Genomic DNA, 15,747 nt, shown 5'->3' with positions numbered 1-15,747 from the left:
GCGGGCTGCGAGGGAGCGGCGGCCGGCGCGGCTGCCTCGTCGGCGGCTTCCGCGGCAGCGGCCTTGCCCGGCGATTTCGGCGTGGCAGCGGCCGGCGGCGGGACAGCGGGAGCCGTCTTCTTCGCCTCCTTCTCCTCGCCCGGTTTGACCGGCGAGGGGCGCTGCTCGAGGCCAAGGCGGTGCGCCTTGCCGATCACCGCGTTGCGGCTGACCCCGCCCAGTTCGTCCGCGATCTGGCTGGCGGTGGCGCCATCGTGCCACATCTTCTTCAGGCGCTCGATACGCTCTTCGGTCCACGACATTGGCAAATCTGCTCCAATTCCTTGCGGGCCCCGGCTTCACCCGATAGGCGGCTTCGGCCCGTGAACGACCAGCCCATCAACGATCCACAAGCGCACTGGCTGCGCTTCGCACCGGGCGATGCGGTGCTCAAGGGCGTCAATTGGGGAGGCCTCAGAACCCTTTATATCAAGGAGGTCAGGCGGTTCTTCAAGGTCCAGCTTCAGACCGTCTGGGCACCGGCAATCACGACTCTGCTCTATCTCGCCATTTTCACCATCGCGCTCGGCGGGTCGGGGAGGAGCGTGATGGGCGTCCACTTCGCCGATTTCATCGCCCCCGGGCTGATCGTCATGGCGATGATGCAGAACGCCTTCGCCAACGCGAGCTTCTCGCTTCTGGTCGGCAAGATCCAGGGCAATATCGTCGATTATCTGATGCCGCCGCTGTCGACCGGCGAGCTGATCGCGGGGCTGGTCGGCGCGGCGGTCACGCGGGCATTCCTGGTCGGCTTCGCAGTGTGGCTGGCGATGCTTCTGTGGCCGGGAGTCTCGGTTGACGTTCGTCATCCGGCGCTGGTCTTCTGGTTCGCGCTGATGGGGGCGCTGCTGCTGAGCTTCCTCGGACTTCTGACCTCGATCTGGGCCGAGAAGTTCGATCATGCGGCGGCAGTCACCAATTTCGTGATCACGCCCTTGTCGCTGCTCAGCGGCACGTTCTATTCGATCAACCAGCTCGCGCCGTCGTTTCGCGCGGTGAGCCACGCCAACCCGTTCTTCTACGTCATCTCCGGCTTCCGCGCGGGGTTCCTCGGGATCAGTGATTCGCCGTTGCTGATCGGCGCGGCAGGCCTGCCCGTGCTCAACCTGCTGCTGTGGGCCCTCTGCTACGCGCTCCTCAAGAGCGGCTGGAAGATCAAGAGCTGAGATTTTTTTAGAAGCGGCTCATCCAAACGGCATGGAAGCTCCGTCTAAGTCTGCAGAAGCAAAAGGAGCCGAACCGTGCCACCGCCCGACATTGCCGAGCCGCAACAGACGCTTGGCCAGCTCATTCTCTTGGTGGCCGTGTTCTCGGCCGTGGTCCTGGCCTTCATCAACCTGATGAGATTGATCGGTTCGGCGATGCTCCACCGGACCATCCGCCGTGCCCTCGACAAGGATCCGAGCCGAGCGGCACCGCTGATCGAGCGGCTCGCCGCTGCCGGACCCGGGAACGGCGACGACGGCCGATTGTCGACCATCCTGGTCGCGATCGGAATCGCGATGATTGCCGCGAGCGTGGTCATTGGCGATCCGAGCTGGATGCATGATGGCATTGCCGCCGCGCTCTTCCCGCTGATCGTCGGAACGGCTTTGTGGCTGCGCCTCTATCTGCTCGAGCGGGCGCGCCGACGTGGCTCCGAACAATGACGAGGATATCGCGCTCTCGCGCAGGGCGGCGCGGGGGGATCACCCGGCGTTCGCGATGCTCGTCGAAAAGCACGAGCGACCGCTCCGCGCTTTCCTGACGCGCCTGGCGGGAGCGACGATAGCCGACGACCTCGCGCAGGAGGCGTTCATCAAGGCGTGGCGGGCGGCGGACCAGTATGACGGGCGCGCGCGCTATTCGACCTGGCTGACGCGGATCGCGTGGCGCTGCCGGATTGACGCCCTGCGGACGGATAGCCGGGCTGAGGCGCCCGAGGCGCCTCAGGAATATGCGAGCCCAGCGTCGGCCGAGGTGGACGACATGCTTGCGCGGCTGAGCGAGAGCGAGCGGGCGGCGCTGGTGCTGTGCGACGGCCATGGCTGGACGCACAGCGAGGCGGCGGAGCTGCTTTCGGTGCCGCTTGGAACGTTGAAGTCGACGGTCGCGCGCGCCAAGGCCAAGTGCCGCGCGATGTGGGAAGGAGCCGACCATGGCTGACGAGTTCGACCGCTTTCTGGCGTCCTCGCTTGCGCCCCCGGAGCGGCTGCCGGACCGCCGCTTTGTCGCCAACCTGCAGGCGCGCATCCTGCTGGAGGACCAACTCGCCGGGAAGCGGCGCGCCGTGCTCGGGGAACTGCTCAAGCAGTTGGTTGCACTCGTCGCGGTCACAGCGGCGGCCTGGTTCATCGGCAGGGCCTCGCCCATCGCGGATTTTTTCGCGCAGACGCCCGCCTTCGGCCTCGCAATCTTGCTCGCGGGTTTCGGCTTCGTTGTCCTGTTGTTCAGCAGTTCGGGGCGGACGGTCCCATTCAGGTGAACAAGACATTACGCATGTTAAACAAGTTGAACGATGACTGACGGGTGCGTTCAGTCCTGCATCAAGCGAATCGGAGCATAAGGGGGCATCGAATAGCTCAGAAGGAGAGCGAACATGCGTAAGTTGCTCATTTCCACCGTCGCCGCCGTTTCGGCACTTGCCGTCGCCGCCCCCGCCGCGGCGCAATATTATCCGAACCGGGCGGTCCCCGCCTACGGCTACGGCTATGGCTACAACCAGGGCACCGTCCGTGCCCTCCAGGTTCGGGTCAACCGGATCCAGCAGGACCTCCGCCGCCTGGCGCAGTACCGGATGATCAGCCGCGGCGAGTATTACAACCGCCAGCAGGACGCGCGCGAAATCGAGCGCAGGCTCCGCCGCGACCTGCGCGACGGCCGCGGCTTCAATGCGCGCGAATTCGCGCAGACTCAGCAGCGCATCGCCCGCCTCGAATACAAGATTTCGAGGGACGTTCGCGACGGCCGTCACTACGCCTTCCGCTGGTAGTGCAAGGCCGCTCGCGGCCCATGAGAAGAGGCGCTCCGGGACCCGCCCGGGGCGCCTTTTTCTTTTTGGAACGGCGCGGCTATAGCGGCGGCAGTCCACCCGAAGGAGCAATCAAGACCATGGCCATTACGCCGCTCATGCCCGTTTACCCGCGTTCGCCGGTGCGCCCGGTTCGCGGCGAGGGAGCCTATCTGTTCGGCGAGCAGGGCGAGCGTTACCTCGATTTCGCATCCGGGATCGCGGTCAACATTCTAGGCCACGGCCACCCGTACCTGACCCAAAAGCTTCAGGAGCAGGTCGCGACCCTGATGCACGTGTCGAACCTCTACGGTTCGCCCCAGGGCGAGGCGTTCGCGCAGCGACTGGTCGACCTGACCTTCGCCGACACGGTGTTCTTCACCAATTCGGGCGCCGAAGCAGTTGAATGCTCGATCAAGACCGCTCGGCGCTATCATTTCGCCAAGGGTAAGCCCGAGAAGCACAACCTCATCACCTTCTCCAACGCCTTCCACGGGCGGACGATGGCGACGATCAGCGCGACCGATCAGGCCAAGCTGCGCGACGGCTTCGCGCCGCTGCTGACGGGTTTTACAGTGGTGCAGTTCAACGATCTTGACGCGGCGCTTGCGGCGGTCGACGAGAACACCGCAGGCTTCCTGGTCGAGCCGATCCAGGGCGAGGGCGGAATTCGCCCGGCGACGCACGAGTTCCTGTCGGGCCTGCGCGCGGCGTGCGACGAACACGACCTGATGCTGGTGTTCGACGAGGTCCAGTGCGGCGTTGGGCGCACCGGATGTCTCTACGCCTATCAGCATTACGATGTCCCTCCGGACATCATGGCCTCGGCCAAGGGCATCGGCGGCGGCTTCCCCATGGGCGCCTGCCTCGCGACCGAGAAGGCGGCGTCGGGGATGGTGATCGGCACGCACGGTTCGACCTTTGGCGGCAACCCGCTAGCGATGGCGGCCGGGCAGGCGGTGTTCGACGTGATCGCCAACGACGAGTTCCTCGCGCAGGTCCGTCAGAAGGGCGAGCGCCTGCGCTCGGCGCTCGAGCAGATGATCCCCAACCACGACCATTTGTTCGACAGCGTGCGCGGGGTCGGGCTGATGCTCGGCGTCAAGCTCAAGAGCGACAGCCGGGCGTTCGTGAATTACCTGCGCACCAAGGGCCTGCTCACCGTTGCCGCGGGCGACAATGTGATGCGGGTGCTTCCGCCACTGACGATCGAGGAAGAACAGATCCGCGAGTTCGTCGACACGCTGTCGGCGGCGGCGGCGGAATATGAGGTGCCCGCGGCCGCGGCCGCTTGACCCATCATTCCCGCGGAAGCGGGAATTCGGGCAATATTTGCACACGAAGGCACGAAGAAGGAAAGGAAGGCACGAAGAGGCGCCGCAATTCCTTCGTGCCTTATTCGCTTCTTCGTGCCTTCGTGTGAATCAAGCGGCGTTGGCAGCTGCGCTGCCGTTGAAGGAAGACGGAGCCCCGGATGACGGGTTGTTGTCGCTCCGCGACATCAACCCTATCTTCGCTCCATGCCGGCAGTTCAGCTCAACAACGACGTCGTTCTCGGCGTCGCAATTCCCTCGCGCAACGCGCGCGGGCGAATCTCGCGGCTCGGGCCCGTCGTGGATTCGATCCTTGCCAGTCACCACTATCCGCCGCTGGTCGAGAAGCTGCTCGCCGAGGCGCTGACGTTGACGGCGCTGCTCGGCTCGCTGCTCAAGGAGCCGCAGGGACAGCTGACGCTGCAGGCGCAGACCGAGGGCGGGGCCATCGACCTGCTCGTCTGCGACTATCTTGGCGGCGAGCTGCGCGGCTATGTCCGCCACGATCCGGAGCGGCTCGGCGCGCTGCCGGAGACGCCGACGCTGCAGGAGCTGTTCGGGAAGGGCTATCTTGCGATCACCTTCGACCAGCCGCTCGCCAACGAGCGCTACCAGGGCATCGTGCCGCTCGAGGGCAAGAACCTCGGCGATGCGGCGCAAAGCTATTTCGCGCAGTCCGAACAGATCCCGAGCCTCGTCCGGCTCGCGGCCGAGAAGCGCGGCGACGAATGGCATGCGGGCGGCCTGCTGCTCCAGCATCTTCCCGAAGGCGAGGAGGGTCGCGAGCGGCTCCACACGCGGCTCGACCACCCCGACTGGCCGCATGTCGCGATCCTCGGCGGCTCGGTGAAAGCCGAGGAGCTGACCGACCCGCACCTCCCGCTCGACGAGCTGATCTGGCGGCTGTTCCACCAGGAAGACGAGGTGCGGACTTTGCCGGGGGTCGAGCTCAGCCGCGGCTGCCGCTGCGACCCGGCTTACGTGCGCTCGGTCATCGCGCGCTTCCCGGAGGACGAGCGCGAGGCGATGGTCGGCGACGACGGGCTGATCCGGGTCGACTGCGCCTTCTGTTCGTCGAGCTTCGCGATCGAGCCCCAAGAGCTCAAGCGCTAGTTGCCGAATGTCGGGTCGCGAGCATTTCGTTTTTCACCGTTAACTTCCTCGTGTTAAACGGCGGTCGATGAGACGACCGCTGATTCTCGCCGTCGCCACCGCCGCGCCCGCGGCCGCTTTTGCCGCCGCGCAGCCGGCTGCGCTCGCGCAGGTCACGGGCGGGCTGTGGGAAATCAACGGCGCTCCGGGAAGCGACGCCCCGGTGCGGCAGTGCGTCTCGGACGTCCTGACGCTCGCGCAGTTCGAACATCGCGGCCAGAATTGCTCGCGTACCGTGCTGAAGGACGGGCCGAGCGAGACTCGGATCGACTACCAGTGCGGCGCGGCTGGGTTCGGCCAGTCGCAGATCGACGTGCTCACGCCGCGCTCGCTGAGGATTAGGACGCAGGGTATCTCGGACCAACTGCCGTTCAATTACGTGCTTCAGGCGCGGCGCGTGGGCGAGTGCACGAAAACATCCTCTTCTACTCGCCATTAAGGCTCCGTTTAACCATGCTGCGCTAGTTTAAGAGCGTGCCGGATTCTGGCACGCTTTCCTCCCATCGGGCGCAAGCCCGATACCTGGGCCGCCCTTCCTCACGGATCGGCGGCCCTTCTTTTGGTCTCCCCTGCATTCGCCGGCGGGGATATAGCCGCGCCATGATCTATCTGCTGATCAAGGCCGCCATTTCGGGCGCGATCGTTGCCGCGGTTTCCGAGATCGCTCGGCGCTATCCCGGCTGGGGAGGGCTGGTCGCGTCCTTGCCGGCGACGTCGCTGCTCGCGATGCTGTGGCTGTGGCGCGACACCGGCGATCCGGAGCGGGTGGCCGAGCTTTCGGCGAGCACGATCTGGTTCATCGTCCCCTCGCTGCCGCTGTTCATCGCGCTACCGCTGCTGCTCCGCTCGAGCGTCGGCTTCTGGACCGCGATGGCGATCGTCGTCGCCGGAAGCCTCGCTCTCTACGCGGTCATGTTCTGGGCGGGACCGAAGCTCGGGCTCAAGCTGTGAAGCAGGCCGTCGTCCTCCTCTCCGGCGGGCTCGACTCGATGGTCTGCGCCGGGCTTGCGCGGGAGCAGGGCTATTCGGTCGTGGCGCTGACCGTCGATTATAACCAGCGCCACCGAGTCGAGCTCGACGCGGCGCGGACGATCGCCGCCGCGCTCGCCGAGCGGCACATCGTGCTTGCGCTCGACCTCCGGGCGTTCGGCGGGTCGGCGCTGACGGACGACATCGCGGTGCCGAAGGCCGGCGTCGGCGGGGGCGTCCCCGTCACTTACGTGCCGGCGCGCAACACGATCTTCCTCAGCCTCGCGCTCGGCCTCGCGGAGGCGAGCGGCGCGCGCGACATTTTCATCGGCGTCAACGCGCTCGATTATTCGGGCTATCCCGACTGCCGGCCCGAGTTCATCGCGGAATTCGAGAAGCTCGCCAATTTCGCGACCAAGGCCGGAGCGGAGGGGGGCCGGTTCGAAATCCACGCGCCGCTCCAGCACATGACCAAGGCCGACATTGCGCGCGAGGCGCAGCGGCTGGGACTCGACCCGGCGCTCAGCCACAGCTGCTACGACCCGCTGCCGGACGGCCGGCATTGCGGCGAGTGCGACGCATGCCGGCTGCGCGCGAAGGGGTTTGCCGACGCTGGCCTTGCCGATCCGACGATGTACGTGTGAACGTCCACAACAGCCCGTCACCCCGCTCGCCTGCGGCGAGTCGACCCTCGCCCGCAAGCGGTACAGGCTATGCCGTCAAGGAATGCTTCCTGACGCTCCAGGGCGAAGGCGTGCAGGCGGGGAGCCGCGCGGTGTTCCTGCGCTTTGCGGGGTGCAATCTTTGGTCGGGTCGCGAACAGGACCGAGCGGGTGCGCAATGCACCTTCTGCGACACCGATTTCGTCGGCACGGACGGGGAGGGCGGCGGCAAGTTCCGCGGCGCCGACGCGCTCGCGGCGCATGTCGAGGCGCTGTGGGGCGAGGGCCGCGACAGAAGGCTGGTGGTGATCACCGGCGGCGAGCCGATGCTTCAGCTCGACTCGGCGCTGGTGGATGCCCTGCACGCGCGGGGCTTCCGAATTGCCGCCGAGAGCAACGGGACCTTGCACGCGACGGCCGGGATCGACTGGCTGTGCGTCAGCCCGAAAGCGGGTACCGAGGTGGTCCAGCGCTCGGGCGACGAGCTCAAGCTGGTGTGGCCGCAGCTGGGAATCGACCCGGCGGAGCTGGAGGGCTGGGCGTTCGACCACTTCCTCGTCCAGCCGATGGACTGCGCCGAGCGCGAACGGGCGATCGAGGCGGCGATCCGGCTGGCGATGGACCGGCCCAAATGGCGCCTGAGCCTCCAGGCGCACAAGGTCGTCGGGCTGGCCTGATTATTCGGCGTTGGTGGCCGCTTCGTCGGCCGGGTTCGCGGCGGCCGGCGCAGCGCTCTTCGAAGCGGGCTTCTTTGGCTTGGGCGCGGATTCGTTCGTCGCCGGCTCGGCTCCGTTGCCGAGATTGCCGAAATTGAGATCGACGTCGGCGGCCATGTTGGCGGCGTCGGCGGTGACCGCGTCGATCGCCGTCACGTCGTTGGAGACGATGTTTTCCGCGGTCAGGTTCTCGTCGACATTCTGCGTATTGTCGGCCTGATCGCTGTTGGAGCAGGCGGAAAGAGAAAGAGCGAGGGCACCGGCGATCAGGATCAGGCGCATGGATGGACTCCGGAAAACACAAAAAAAGAGGCTGCCGGAACTACCGACAGCCCCTTGAAAAGCCAACGCCCCCGCAAGCGGAGGCGCAACAAGCTTACATCGCGTTGTTGGTCGTCGCGTTCATGTCCGTCACGGTGACGTTTTCCGCGCTGACGTTGAGGTCGGTCGCGTTCATGTCCGTGGCGTTCATGTCCGTCATAGCGTTCATGTCCGTCGCGTTCATGTCAGTCGTCGTGAGGTTCTCATCGACGTTCATCGTGTTGTTGGCATTGTCGTTGCTGCTGCAAGCCGCAACGGCCAGGGCCGCGCCAGCGACCAGGATAAGAGCACGCATTCAAGACTCCCTATTTATTGCGATCTGCAAGGGTTTCCCCCGGCGCAAATCGCGCGAACCATAGTCTGAAGCGGGAGCATCCTTCAAGACTCTTTGCACGACCGTTCCAAACTCTTGAGAAACGACAAGAAACTCCGCTTCAAGGCCGCATCAACCCGCGTAAGGGGCATTTGTTTCCCTTGTTCCGCTAGGCTGGTGACCCCGAATTCGGCGATGCCGCAGGGCACGATGCCGCCGAAATGGGCGAGATCGGGTGAGACGTTGAGCGCGAACCCGTGGAGCGTGACCCAGCGTTTGACGCGCACCCCGAGCGCGCCGATCTTGGCTTCGGCGGGGCCTTCGCCGACCCAGATTCCGATCCGCCCGGGCGCGCGGTGGGCGACGACTCCGAGCTCGGCGAGCGTGTCGATCATCCAGCCCTCGAGCGAGTGGACGAAGCGGCGGATGTCTTTCCCGCGCTTCTCGAGGTCGAGCAGCACATAGCCGACGCGCTGGCCCGGGCCGTGGTAGGTGTAGCGGCCGCCGCGGCCCGCCTCGTACACCGGGAAATGCCGCGGGTTGGTGAGCTCGGTGGGGTCGGCGCTGGTGCCTGCGGTGAACAAGGGCGGGTGCTCCAGCAGCCACACGCATTCGCTCGCCGTTCCCTCGCGGATCGCGGTCGCGCGCCCGTCCATGAAGCGCAGCGCCTCCTCGTAGGGGACCGGCGCCTCGCTCACGCGCCATTCGATGCCACCGATGCTGTCCATTCGCGCCGCCGACATGGCCTCCGCGGCAAATCCGGGCAAGTTGCGCGTTTCGCCCGGCGTCCGCATAAGGCCCGCCAGCAACGAGGAAATTCATGTCCAAACTCTCGCTTTCCCGCGCGTGGGAGGAAACGACCGCGGTCCTGGCGCGCGACGGCCGCCTGTTCCTGGCGGTGGCGCTCGCGCTGTTCGTCCTCCCGGGGCTGGTCCTCAACGTGACCACGCCTGTCGCGCATGCGGGAGAATTCCCGCCAGCGGGCCCGTGGATGGCGATCGCCCTGGTTGCGCTGCTGGTCTCGCTCGTCGGGCAACTAGCGGTGATCCGCCTTGCGATCGGGCCGCACGTCTCGGTCGGCGAAGCGATCATGCACGGCGCGAAGCGCCTGTGGGCCTATGTCGCCGCAACGCTGCTGTGGCTGGTGCCGGTCATGCTCATCGGCTCGGCGCTCTACGCGTTCCTGCAGGCGAACCCGAGCAAGCCTTCGCTCGCCGCATCGCTCGCGTTGATCCTGCTGTGCGTGCTGTTCGCGTTCGTCGCGGTGCGGCTCATGCTGTCGTCGGCGGTGGCGAGCGCGGAGGGCATCGGTCCGCTTGCGATCCTGCGGCGGAGCTGGGACCTTTCGCGCGGCAATTGGTGGCGGTTGTTCGTTTTCATCCTGATGTTCGGCATCGGCGCGCTCGCGCTTTTGTGGGCGGTGGACAGCGTGTTCGGGCTGCTGATCCGGATGATCGTGGAGGACGCGGGGCCGCGCTCGCTCGGCGGCCTGTTGATCTCGATCGTCAGCCAGCTGCTCAGCGGGTTGCTGTCGGTCATGCTGTTCGTGATGCTGGCGCGGATCTACGTTCAGCGCTCGGAAACGGGCGCGGCCGAGGCATCGGTGCCGAGGAGCGGGACCTGAGGCGCTGAATCTTTCGGCAGGATGCCGAGCAGCCGCGGGTCGGGGAAACGCTCGACGGCGCGCTTGTAGGGGATGAAGCCGGCGCGGCGGTAGGCGGCGAGCGCCGCCGGATGATCGAGCGAGCAGGTGTGGACGTGGACCCGGATCACGCCGTCGCGCCAGGCTCGGCTCACGGCTTCGGCAAGTAGCCAGCGGCCGTGGCCGAGGCCCGAGAGGTCCGGCACCAGGCCGACGAACGCAAGCTCGCACTGGCCCTGCTCGCGGAAATCTAGCTCGAGCATACCGACGTCGCGGGCGTTGCCGTCGAGCGCGACGTAAAGCTCAACCTTCGGGTCGGAGATGATTTCGCGGAGCTTTTCATCGTCGAGCATGAGCCGCGAGAACCATAGCCACGGAGCGCCGACCAGTCGGAACAGCTCGCGGTATCGGTCGGGGGCCGGGTTTTCGATGCGTTGCAGGTCGAGGGTCGAAGGCGGGACCTCAATTTCGGGACGCTCACGCATTTCCAGGTAGGTGACGACGGCGGCGAGGTCGGTGTCGGGGAGAGGATCGTACGCCATCAATTCCTCCCTGCGCCGAAGACGTGTGTAGGGGAACCATGCGCAGCATGGTGGAGGGGCCGCCGCGCAACGCCGCCTCCACCATCCACTCTTCGGTGGATGGTTCCCCTCCCCATCGATTCTCCATGGGGAGGAATGGTCACGCCCACCGCGCCAGCGGTGGCAGGCTCATCAGGATCGCGTCGACGTTGCCGCCCGTCTTGAGCCCGAACAAAGTCCCGCGATCGTAGAGCAGGTTGAACTCGACGTAGCGGCCGCGGAATTCGAGCAGACGGTCCATGTCCTCGGGCGTGAAGGGTGCGTCCATGCGCTTTCGGACCAGCTGGGGGACGATGTCGAGGAACGCTTCGCCGACGTCCCTGGTGAAAGCGAAATGGGCGTCGAAATGGTCCTCCAGATAGTCGTAGAAAATCCCGCCGACGCCGCGCGAGACGGCGCGGTGCGGAAGCCAGAAATATTCCTCGGCCCACTTCGAAAAGCGCGGGTAGAAGGTCGGATCGTGGGCGGCGCAGGCGGCGCGCAGGCGCGCGTGGAAGGCCTCCGTGTCCTCTTCGTAGGGAATGGCGGGATTGAGGTCGGCGCCGCCGCCGAACCAGCGCTTGGTCGTGGTCAGGAAGCGCGTGTTCATGTGGACCGCGGGGACGTGCGGGTTGACCATGTGCGCGACGAGGCTGATGCCGGTGGCGAAGAAGCTCGGATCCTCCTCGGCGCCGGGAATGTTTGCCGCGAACTCGGGGCTGAAGCTGCCGCCGACGGTCGAGACGTTGACCCCGACTTTCTCGAACACCTTGCCGGCCATCTGCCCGCGCACCCCGCCGCCGCCTGGGCCGCCATTGGCATCGGTCCGGTCCCACGGGGTAAACGCGAAAGCGGCGTCGGAGCCGGCCTCGCGCTCGATCTCCTCGAAGGCGGCGCAGATGCGGGTCCGAAGCGATTCGAACCAGTCGCGGGCGGCCTGTTGCTGGTCGTCGAGCTCGATCATTTGGCTTCAATCGCGGCCCAAGGCCGTCGGTTCAAGCAATGAATTGGAGTAGCGTCACGGAAATGAATCCCGTGACGTCGGACGGGCTCGGTCGACTCCGTGTCGCCCCCCCGCCGGCCGCTACCAGCCATCTCTTCGCGCTGCCTCCCGATTGCTGCGCAATCGCTCACTCGCGCTCGGTGGCTAGTAAGCGCGGCGCTGCGCGGAAACGAGCATCCTCAGGAGCATTGCCACGGGGCGCGGGACGCCGACCTTGCCTTCGAGCCACAGACTGACCGCCGAGCGCGACACGCCGATCGCCTGAGCGAGGTCGTTCTGGGTGCGGTAGCCGAGGCTTCGCATCGCCGACCGCAGCTCGTCGGGGGACATGGAGGCGAGGCGTTCGTCCATCGATCGTCCTGTAGCGGCGACAATTTTAATCGTCATCCCGGGCTTGAGCCGGGATCCGCCTTCTTATTCTCGCGTGCAAAACAAGGCAGGCCCCGGATCAAGTCCGGGGTGACGAGCTTGCGCTCGTCAGATGGCGTCGGCCCCACGGTCGCCCGTGCGGATTCGAATGGCCTGCTCGACCTCGAGCACGAAAATCTTGCCGTCGCCGATGCGGCCGGTGCGGGCGGCGTTCTCGATCGCCTCGATGACATTGTCGGCGAGCGAATCCTCGACGATCACTTCGACCTTTACCTTGGGCAGGAAGTCGATGACGTACTCGGCGCCGCGATAGAGCTCGGTGTGGCCCTTCTGGCGGCCGAAGCCCTTGACCTCCGTGACGGTGATGCCGGAGACGCCGACGTCGTGCAGCGCGTCCTTCACGTCGTCGAGCTTGAACGGCTTGATGATCGCCTCGATCTTCTTCACGCCGTCATCCTTATGAGAGTGGCAAATCTGCTAATGCCCAATCGCCGCCGCATTTCCAAGCGAAGGCCACGCTCCTGATGAAAGCAATCATCCTTTCCGCCGGGCAGGGCTCGCGGCTCGGCCGTCTCGTCGATGATCGGCCCAAGTGCCTGATCGATTTCACTGGGCGCAGCCTGCTCGACCGCCAGCTGGACACGCTCGAGGCCAACGGCGTCGACGAGGCGGTGGTCGTCACCGGCTTCCACGACGAACTGGTCGCGGAGGCGATCGCCCGGCGAAGCGGCGGGCCCGCGGTGCGGACGATCTACAACCCCTTCTTCAAGGTCGCCGACAACACCGGGTCCCTGTTCATGGCGCGCGAGGAGCTGGAGGGCGACTTCCTCGTGTGGAACGGCGACACTCTGGTGTCGCGCGCGCTGATGCACCGCGTAGTCGGCAACGTCCAGCAGGGCATCTGCGTCACCATCGACCGCAAGCCGGGCTACGACGAGGACGACATGAAGGTGGTCGAGAAAGGAGGGCGCCTCAAGGCAATCGGCAAGAGGCTGCCAATGGACAGCGTCAACGCCGAATCGATCGGGCTGCTCGCGTTCCGAGGCGGCGGGGCGGGGCAGTTCCGCGAGGCGATCGAGCGCGCGATGCGCAGTCCGGAGGGGACCACCATCTGGTACCTTCGCGTGATTCACCAGCTCGCGCAGTCGGCCGACGTGTGGACGCTCGACATCGAAGGCGAGGAATGGGGCGAGGTCGATTTCCCGGTCGACGTCGAGGCGGCACGCGCGCTGACGGCGCGGTGGGACGCGGCGGAGAAAGCCGCGGCGGCCTAGGCGCTCGGGGCAACGAAGCGGCCGACCACGTCGCGCGCGAGGCGGGCGGGCCGCCTGGTCGCCGCGTCGAGGCAGCACCAGGTGCTCTGGATCTCGCTCAGCACCTCATCGCCGCGGCGCAGGACGGTGTGGAAGAAGGCTCGGGCGCCTTCGACCTTCTCGGCGATCACCTCCGCGACGACATTGTCCTGGAGGAAGGTCGGCTTGAGGAAGGTGATCTCGTGCTTGAGCGCGACCCACAGATGCTTCGCGACCGCGTTCGGCGGCGCGACGCTGCGCCAATAGTCGATCACCGCTTCCTGCACCCACTTGAGGTACACGGCATTGTTGACATGACCCATGTGGTCGATGTCGGCGGCTTGGATGGCGACGGGGTGGCGGAACATGTGCCGGCAGGCTCCCATCTGCTGACATGAATGTCAACATCCGCCCGGGCCGGTCGGCCCGCCCCGTGCTCAACTGGCCGTGACTTCCTTCACATTGTCGTCGCTGTTGCGGTCGATGTAGAAATTATAAGGGTCGACGCCCGCGAACGCCGGCTTCTTCGCGCTGTGGATCACGATCCGCTGGGTGCCGCTGGCGATCGGCCGGCGTTCCATCACGATCACGTCCTTCGCCGAGAAGGCGCCGAGGCCCGGGCGGGCGGCGAACAGGCCGATCTCGATCGGCTCGGCGAGCTCCGCCTTGGTCTCCACGCCCTTGCCGTTGGCGTAGAATTTGTCGGCCTTGATCGTCAGCGTCGTCGTCCAGCCGTTGCCATCCCTGCGGGTTTTCGCGTCGGCCAGCTTGAGGTCGTACAGTGTGATCTTCTCGAACAAGTCGGTGATCAGCTGCTGCTGCTCGGGTGTCTTCGCTTCCTTGCGATATTCGGCGATGAGGTCGAGCGAACGCGGGTAGGGCGGTCCCTTGAAGCGCCACTTGTCGAGGAAGCGCGACAAGGCGCGGTTGACGGCGTCTTCGCCGAGGCGCTCCTGCAGGAGGTACATGGCGACCGCGCCCTTGCGGTAATGGATGTAGCCCTGGTTCTCGACCCGCTCGAGCGGCACTTCCTCGACCGCCTCGCCGGCGCGGCTGCGCAGGTAATTGTCGAGCTCGTACTTCAGGAAGCGGCGGATCTTGTCGGGTCCGTAGAGGTGCTTCATCACCATCAGCGCCGAATATTGGGCGAGCGTTTCGCTCATGCTCGTGCCGCCCTGCATGTCGGCGCCGACGACCTGGTGAGCCCAATATTGGTGCGCCATTTCATGCGCCACGACATAGGTGGTGAAGTCGATCTTTTCCGGATCGTCGGTGTTGGCGTTGAACCCGATCGTTTCCGAATAAGGCATCGTCCCGGCAAAGGCCTGCGCGAAGCTGCTGTAGCCGGGGAATTCGATGATGCGCGCGTAATTGAACTGGTAGGGGCCGAAATGCGCGCGGTAGTAATCGAGCGCCGTCCCCATCGCCTTCAGCATCTTCGCGACGTTCCAGTCGTGCCCCGGATGGTAGTAGACCGAAAGCTTGAGGCCGTTGCGATCCTCGCTCGCGACCTTGTAGCGGGCCGACTGGATGGAGAAGAAATTGAGGATTGGCGCCGGGCTGACGAACCGCGCCGTCCGGCGGCCGTTCGCACTGACGTCGGACACCTGGTTGCCGGGCGCGATCGGAGTCTGGCCGGCGTCGGTCGTCAGGGTGATGTCGGACATCACCCAGTCGGCGTGGATGTAATTGTGCAGCGTGGCGCCCATGTCCTCGAGCCTGGGGGGACGAAGCTCGGAAGGGAGGCCCTGGCGGCGGCGCTGGGTGCGATCGGAGAGCAGGCCGTTGCGGTCCATTCCGATCACTGGCGCGAAGTCGTAGTTGTTCACGAAGGTGCCATTCTCGATCACGTCGGTGGCCGGCCGGGACGCGCGGAAACCGCGCCGCCAGATGCGCGACTTGAACGTGAGGTTCGCGCTCGCACCGGGAGCTAGCGGACGATCGAAGCGGTAGATGCGGTAGCCGAATTTCTCGTCGTCGCTGGCAAGGTGCGCACCGGCGATATCCAGCTTCAGCCACTCGACGTCGCGGTCACCCTTGCGCACGTGGACCTCATCGATCGGCGCATTGCCGTTGTTGACGAGCGCATAGCTGCCGTCGGTGACCAGCATCCGTTGCCTGGGATAGAGCTGGACGTTCAGCGCGACTTTCGTGACCGCCGGCTGCGGCAGCTTTTCGAACTTCAGATATTTGCGCTCGTATTCGGCGCTGAACTTCTCGGCCTGGTCGCTGGTCTCATAGCGGTTGAGGACCTTGATATTGTAATAGGCGTAGGCGCCGGTCGCGAGCATCAGCGTGGCTGCGACGCCCGCGGTCGCAAGCACCGGCGCACTGGCAAGGCCCGGCAGGCGGCGTCGCACACGACTTCAACAACATTCTTACGGCGATCATCGGCCATTGCGACCTG

Annotated in this window: 23 protein-coding genes; 13 read left to right on the top strand and 10 right to left on the bottom strand. The window is 65.8% G+C overall.

Annotation, left to right across the window (positions count from 1 at the left end):
• On the bottom strand, positions 1-302 hold a 302-nt coding region (locus GH737_RS07650), incomplete at its 3' end, for a GcrA family cell cycle regulator (protein ID WP_230558687.1).
• 99 nt (positions 303-401) lie between these two features.
• On the opposite strand from GH737_RS07650, the gene GH737_RS07645 reads away from it, so the two are divergent.
• From GH737_RS07645 to queE, 11 genes are all read left to right on the top strand, one after another.
• On the top strand, positions 402-1,205 hold the full coding sequence (locus tag GH737_RS07645) for an ABC transporter permease (protein WP_155264250.1): 804 nt from the start codon (positions 402-404) through the stop codon (positions 1,203-1,205).
• 75 nt (positions 1,206-1,280) lie between these two features.
• Positions 1,281-1,688, top strand: a complete 408-nt coding sequence (locus tag GH737_RS07640) for a hypothetical protein (protein ID WP_155264248.1) — start codon at positions 1,281-1,283, stop codon at positions 1,686-1,688.
• A complete protein-coding gene (locus GH737_RS07635) occupies positions 1,672-2,184 on the top strand; it encodes an RNA polymerase sigma factor (protein ID WP_155264247.1) in 513 nt (170 codons plus the stop codon). Before GH737_RS07640 ends, GH737_RS07635 begins: the two co-directional genes overlap by 17 nt.
• Positions 2,177-2,503 carry a hypothetical protein gene (locus tag GH737_RS07630; RefSeq protein ID WP_155264246.1) on the top strand — a complete coding sequence of 109 codons (327 nt, stop codon included), beginning with the start codon at positions 2,177-2,179 and terminating at the stop codon, positions 2,501-2,503. Before GH737_RS07635 ends, GH737_RS07630 begins: the two co-directional genes overlap by 8 nt.
• 114 nt (positions 2,504-2,617) lie before the next feature.
• On the top strand, positions 2,618-3,010 hold the full coding sequence (locus tag GH737_RS07625) for a hypothetical protein (RefSeq protein WP_155264245.1): 393 nt from the start codon (positions 2,618-2,620) through the stop codon (positions 3,008-3,010).
• A 119-nt stretch (positions 3,011-3,129) separates the two neighbouring features.
• On the top strand, positions 3,130-4,323 hold the full coding sequence (locus GH737_RS07620) for an aspartate aminotransferase family protein (protein ID WP_155264244.1): 1,194 nt from the start codon (positions 3,130-3,132) through the stop codon (positions 4,321-4,323).
• A 225-nt stretch (positions 4,324-4,548) separates the two neighbouring features.
• Entirely contained in the window at positions 4,549-5,454 is a 906-nt protein-coding gene (gene hslO / locus GH737_RS07615; RefSeq protein WP_155264243.1) for an Hsp33 family molecular chaperone HslO, read from the top strand.
• A 67-nt stretch (positions 5,455-5,521) separates the two neighbouring features.
• Entirely contained in the window at positions 5,522-5,932 is a 411-nt protein-coding gene (locus GH737_RS07610; protein WP_155264242.1) for a DUF3617 domain-containing protein, read from the top strand.
• A 161-nt stretch (positions 5,933-6,093) separates the two neighbouring features.
• Positions 6,094-6,444: a DUF3147 family protein gene (locus GH737_RS07605; protein WP_155264241.1), complete on the top strand. Its 351-nt coding sequence runs from the start codon at positions 6,094-6,096 to the stop codon at positions 6,442-6,444.
• Complete coding sequence (gene queC, locus GH737_RS07600) at positions 6,441-7,106, top strand: 7-cyano-7-deazaguanine synthase QueC (RefSeq protein ID WP_196233051.1); 666 nt, start codon at positions 6,441-6,443, stop codon at positions 7,104-7,106. The genes GH737_RS07605 and queC overlap by 4 nt, the downstream gene beginning before the upstream one ends.
• Positions 7,103-7,801: a 7-carboxy-7-deazaguanine synthase gene (queE, locus tag GH737_RS07595; protein ID WP_275401951.1), complete on the top strand. Its 699-nt coding sequence runs from the start codon at positions 7,103-7,105 to the stop codon at positions 7,799-7,801. The genes queC and queE overlap by 4 nt, the downstream gene beginning before the upstream one ends.
• Here the strand turns inward: queE and GH737_RS07590 are convergent, their stop codons facing one another.
• From GH737_RS07590 to lipB, 3 genes are all read right to left on the bottom strand, one after another.
• Complete coding sequence (locus GH737_RS07590; RefSeq protein ID WP_230558686.1) at positions 7,802-8,188, bottom strand: hypothetical protein; 387 nt, start codon at positions 8,186-8,188, stop codon at positions 7,802-7,804. It abuts the gene before it with no gap.
• 28 nt (positions 8,189-8,216) lie between these two features.
• Positions 8,217-8,456, bottom strand: a complete 240-nt coding sequence (locus GH737_RS07585; protein WP_155264238.1) for a hypothetical protein — start codon at positions 8,454-8,456, stop codon at positions 8,217-8,219.
• An 83-nt stretch (positions 8,457-8,539) separates the two neighbouring features.
• Positions 8,540-9,202 (bottom strand): lipoyl(octanoyl) transferase LipB, encoded by a 663-nt coding sequence (gene lipB / locus GH737_RS07580; RefSeq protein WP_155264237.1) that lies wholly within the window; start codon positions 9,200-9,202, stop codon positions 8,540-8,542.
• 92 nt (positions 9,203-9,294) lie between these two features.
• Here lipB and GH737_RS07575 point away from each other — a divergent pair, with 92 nt between their 5' ends.
• Positions 9,295-10,098: a DUF7847 domain-containing protein gene (locus tag GH737_RS07575; protein WP_155264236.1), complete on the top strand. Its 804-nt coding sequence runs from the start codon at positions 9,295-9,297 to the stop codon at positions 10,096-10,098.
• On the opposite strand, the gene GH737_RS07570 is transcribed toward GH737_RS07575, so the two are convergent.
• From GH737_RS07570 to GH737_RS07555, 4 genes are all read right to left on the bottom strand, one after another.
• Positions 10,044-10,658, bottom strand: a complete 615-nt coding sequence (locus GH737_RS07570) for a GNAT family N-acetyltransferase (protein ID WP_155264235.1) — start codon at positions 10,656-10,658, stop codon at positions 10,044-10,046. The genes GH737_RS07575 and GH737_RS07570 overlap by 55 nt on opposite strands.
• Before the next feature lie 139 nt (positions 10,659-10,797).
• Positions 10,798-11,640 carry an oxygen-dependent coproporphyrinogen oxidase gene (hemF, locus tag GH737_RS07565; RefSeq protein WP_155264234.1) on the bottom strand — a complete coding sequence of 281 codons (843 nt, stop codon included), beginning with the start codon at positions 11,638-11,640 and terminating at the stop codon, positions 10,798-10,800.
• A 183-nt stretch (positions 11,641-11,823) separates the two neighbouring features.
• On the bottom strand, positions 11,824-12,030 hold the full coding sequence (locus tag GH737_RS07560; RefSeq protein WP_155264233.1) for a helix-turn-helix domain-containing protein: 207 nt from the start codon (positions 12,028-12,030) through the stop codon (positions 11,824-11,826).
• A gap of 126 nt (positions 12,031-12,156) precedes the next feature.
• Positions 12,157-12,495, bottom strand: a complete 339-nt coding sequence (locus tag GH737_RS07555) for a P-II family nitrogen regulator (RefSeq protein ID WP_155264232.1) — start codon at positions 12,493-12,495, stop codon at positions 12,157-12,159.
• A 77-nt stretch (positions 12,496-12,572) separates the two neighbouring features.
• Between GH737_RS07555 and GH737_RS07550 the strand changes: the two genes are divergently transcribed.
• Complete coding sequence (locus GH737_RS07550; protein WP_155264231.1) at positions 12,573-13,322, top strand: phosphocholine cytidylyltransferase family protein; 750 nt, start codon at positions 12,573-12,575, stop codon at positions 13,320-13,322.
• On the opposite strand, the gene GH737_RS07545 is transcribed toward GH737_RS07550, so the two are convergent.
• Both GH737_RS07545 and GH737_RS16075 read right to left on the bottom strand, forming a co-directional pair.
• Positions 13,319-13,708: an acyl-CoA thioesterase gene (locus tag GH737_RS07545; protein ID WP_338061773.1), complete on the bottom strand. Its 390-nt coding sequence runs from the start codon at positions 13,706-13,708 to the stop codon at positions 13,319-13,321. The two genes, GH737_RS07550 and GH737_RS07545, sit on opposite strands and share 4 nt — an antisense overlap.
• Before the next feature lie 69 nt (positions 13,709-13,777).
• The gene (locus GH737_RS16075) at positions 13,778-14,764 is read right to left on the bottom strand and encodes a M1 family aminopeptidase (protein WP_420853429.1); all 987 of its coding nucleotides are present in this window, start codon (positions 14,762-14,764) and stop codon (positions 13,778-13,780) included.
• Positions 14,765-15,747 lie beyond the last annotated feature (983 nt).

It is taken from the genome of Sphingomonas segetis, from assembly GCF_009720245.1.
Lineage (GTDB): Bacteria > Pseudomonadota > Alphaproteobacteria > Sphingomonadales > Sphingomonadaceae > Sphingomicrobium > Sphingomicrobium segetis.
The sequence above is the reverse complement of the archived record's forward strand: the minus strand, read 5'-3'. Positions and strand labels throughout refer to the sequence as shown.

Bases quoted from the DNA above. Each gene is read 5' to 3' on its own strand.
- GH737_RS07585 (WP_155264238.1), bottom strand. From the start codon at position 8,456: ATGCGTGCTCTTATCCTGGTCGCTGGCGCGGCCCTGGCCGTTGCGGCT.
- GH737_RS07605 (WP_155264241.1), top strand. From the start codon at position 6,094: ATGATCTATCTGCTGATCAAGGCCGCCATTTCGGGCGCGATCGTTGCC.
- GH737_RS16075 (WP_420853429.1), bottom strand. From the start codon at position 14,764: ATGGGGACGGCGCTCGATTACTACCGCGCGCATTTCGGCCCCTACCAG.
- hemF (WP_155264234.1), bottom strand. From the start codon at position 11,640: ATGATCGAGCTCGACGACCAGCAACAGGCCGCCCGCGACTGGTTCGAA.
- GH737_RS07545 (WP_338061773.1), bottom strand. From the start codon at position 13,708: ATGTTCCGCCACCCCGTCGCCATCCAAGCCGCCGACATCGACCACATG.
- GH737_RS07630 (WP_155264246.1), top strand. From the start codon at position 2,177: ATGGCTGACGAGTTCGACCGCTTTCTGGCGTCCTCGCTTGCGCCCCCG.
- GH737_RS07575 (WP_155264236.1), top strand. From the start codon at position 9,295: ATGTCCAAACTCTCGCTTTCCCGCGCGTGGGAGGAAACGACCGCGGTC.
- GH737_RS07570 (WP_155264235.1), bottom strand. From the start codon at position 10,658: ATGGCGTACGATCCTCTCCCCGACACCGACCTCGCCGCCGTCGTCACC.
- hslO (WP_155264243.1), top strand. From the start codon at position 4,549: ATGCCGGCAGTTCAGCTCAACAACGACGTCGTTCTCGGCGTCGCAATT.
- GH737_RS07560 (WP_155264233.1), bottom strand. From the start codon at position 12,030: ATGGACGAACGCCTCGCCTCCATGTCCCCCGACGAGCTGCGGTCGGCG.
- GH737_RS07550 (WP_155264231.1), top strand. From the start codon at position 12,573: ATGAAAGCAATCATCCTTTCCGCCGGGCAGGGCTCGCGGCTCGGCCGT.
- lipB (WP_155264237.1), bottom strand. From the start codon at position 9,202: ATGGACAGCATCGGTGGCATCGAATGGCGCGTGAGCGAGGCGCCGGTC.
- GH737_RS07610 (WP_155264242.1), top strand. From the start codon at position 5,522: ATGAGACGACCGCTGATTCTCGCCGTCGCCACCGCCGCGCCCGCGGCC.
- GH737_RS07620 (WP_155264244.1), top strand. From the start codon at position 3,130: ATGGCCATTACGCCGCTCATGCCCGTTTACCCGCGTTCGCCGGTGCGC.
- GH737_RS07625 (WP_155264245.1), top strand. From the start codon at position 2,618: ATGCGTAAGTTGCTCATTTCCACCGTCGCCGCCGTTTCGGCACTTGCC.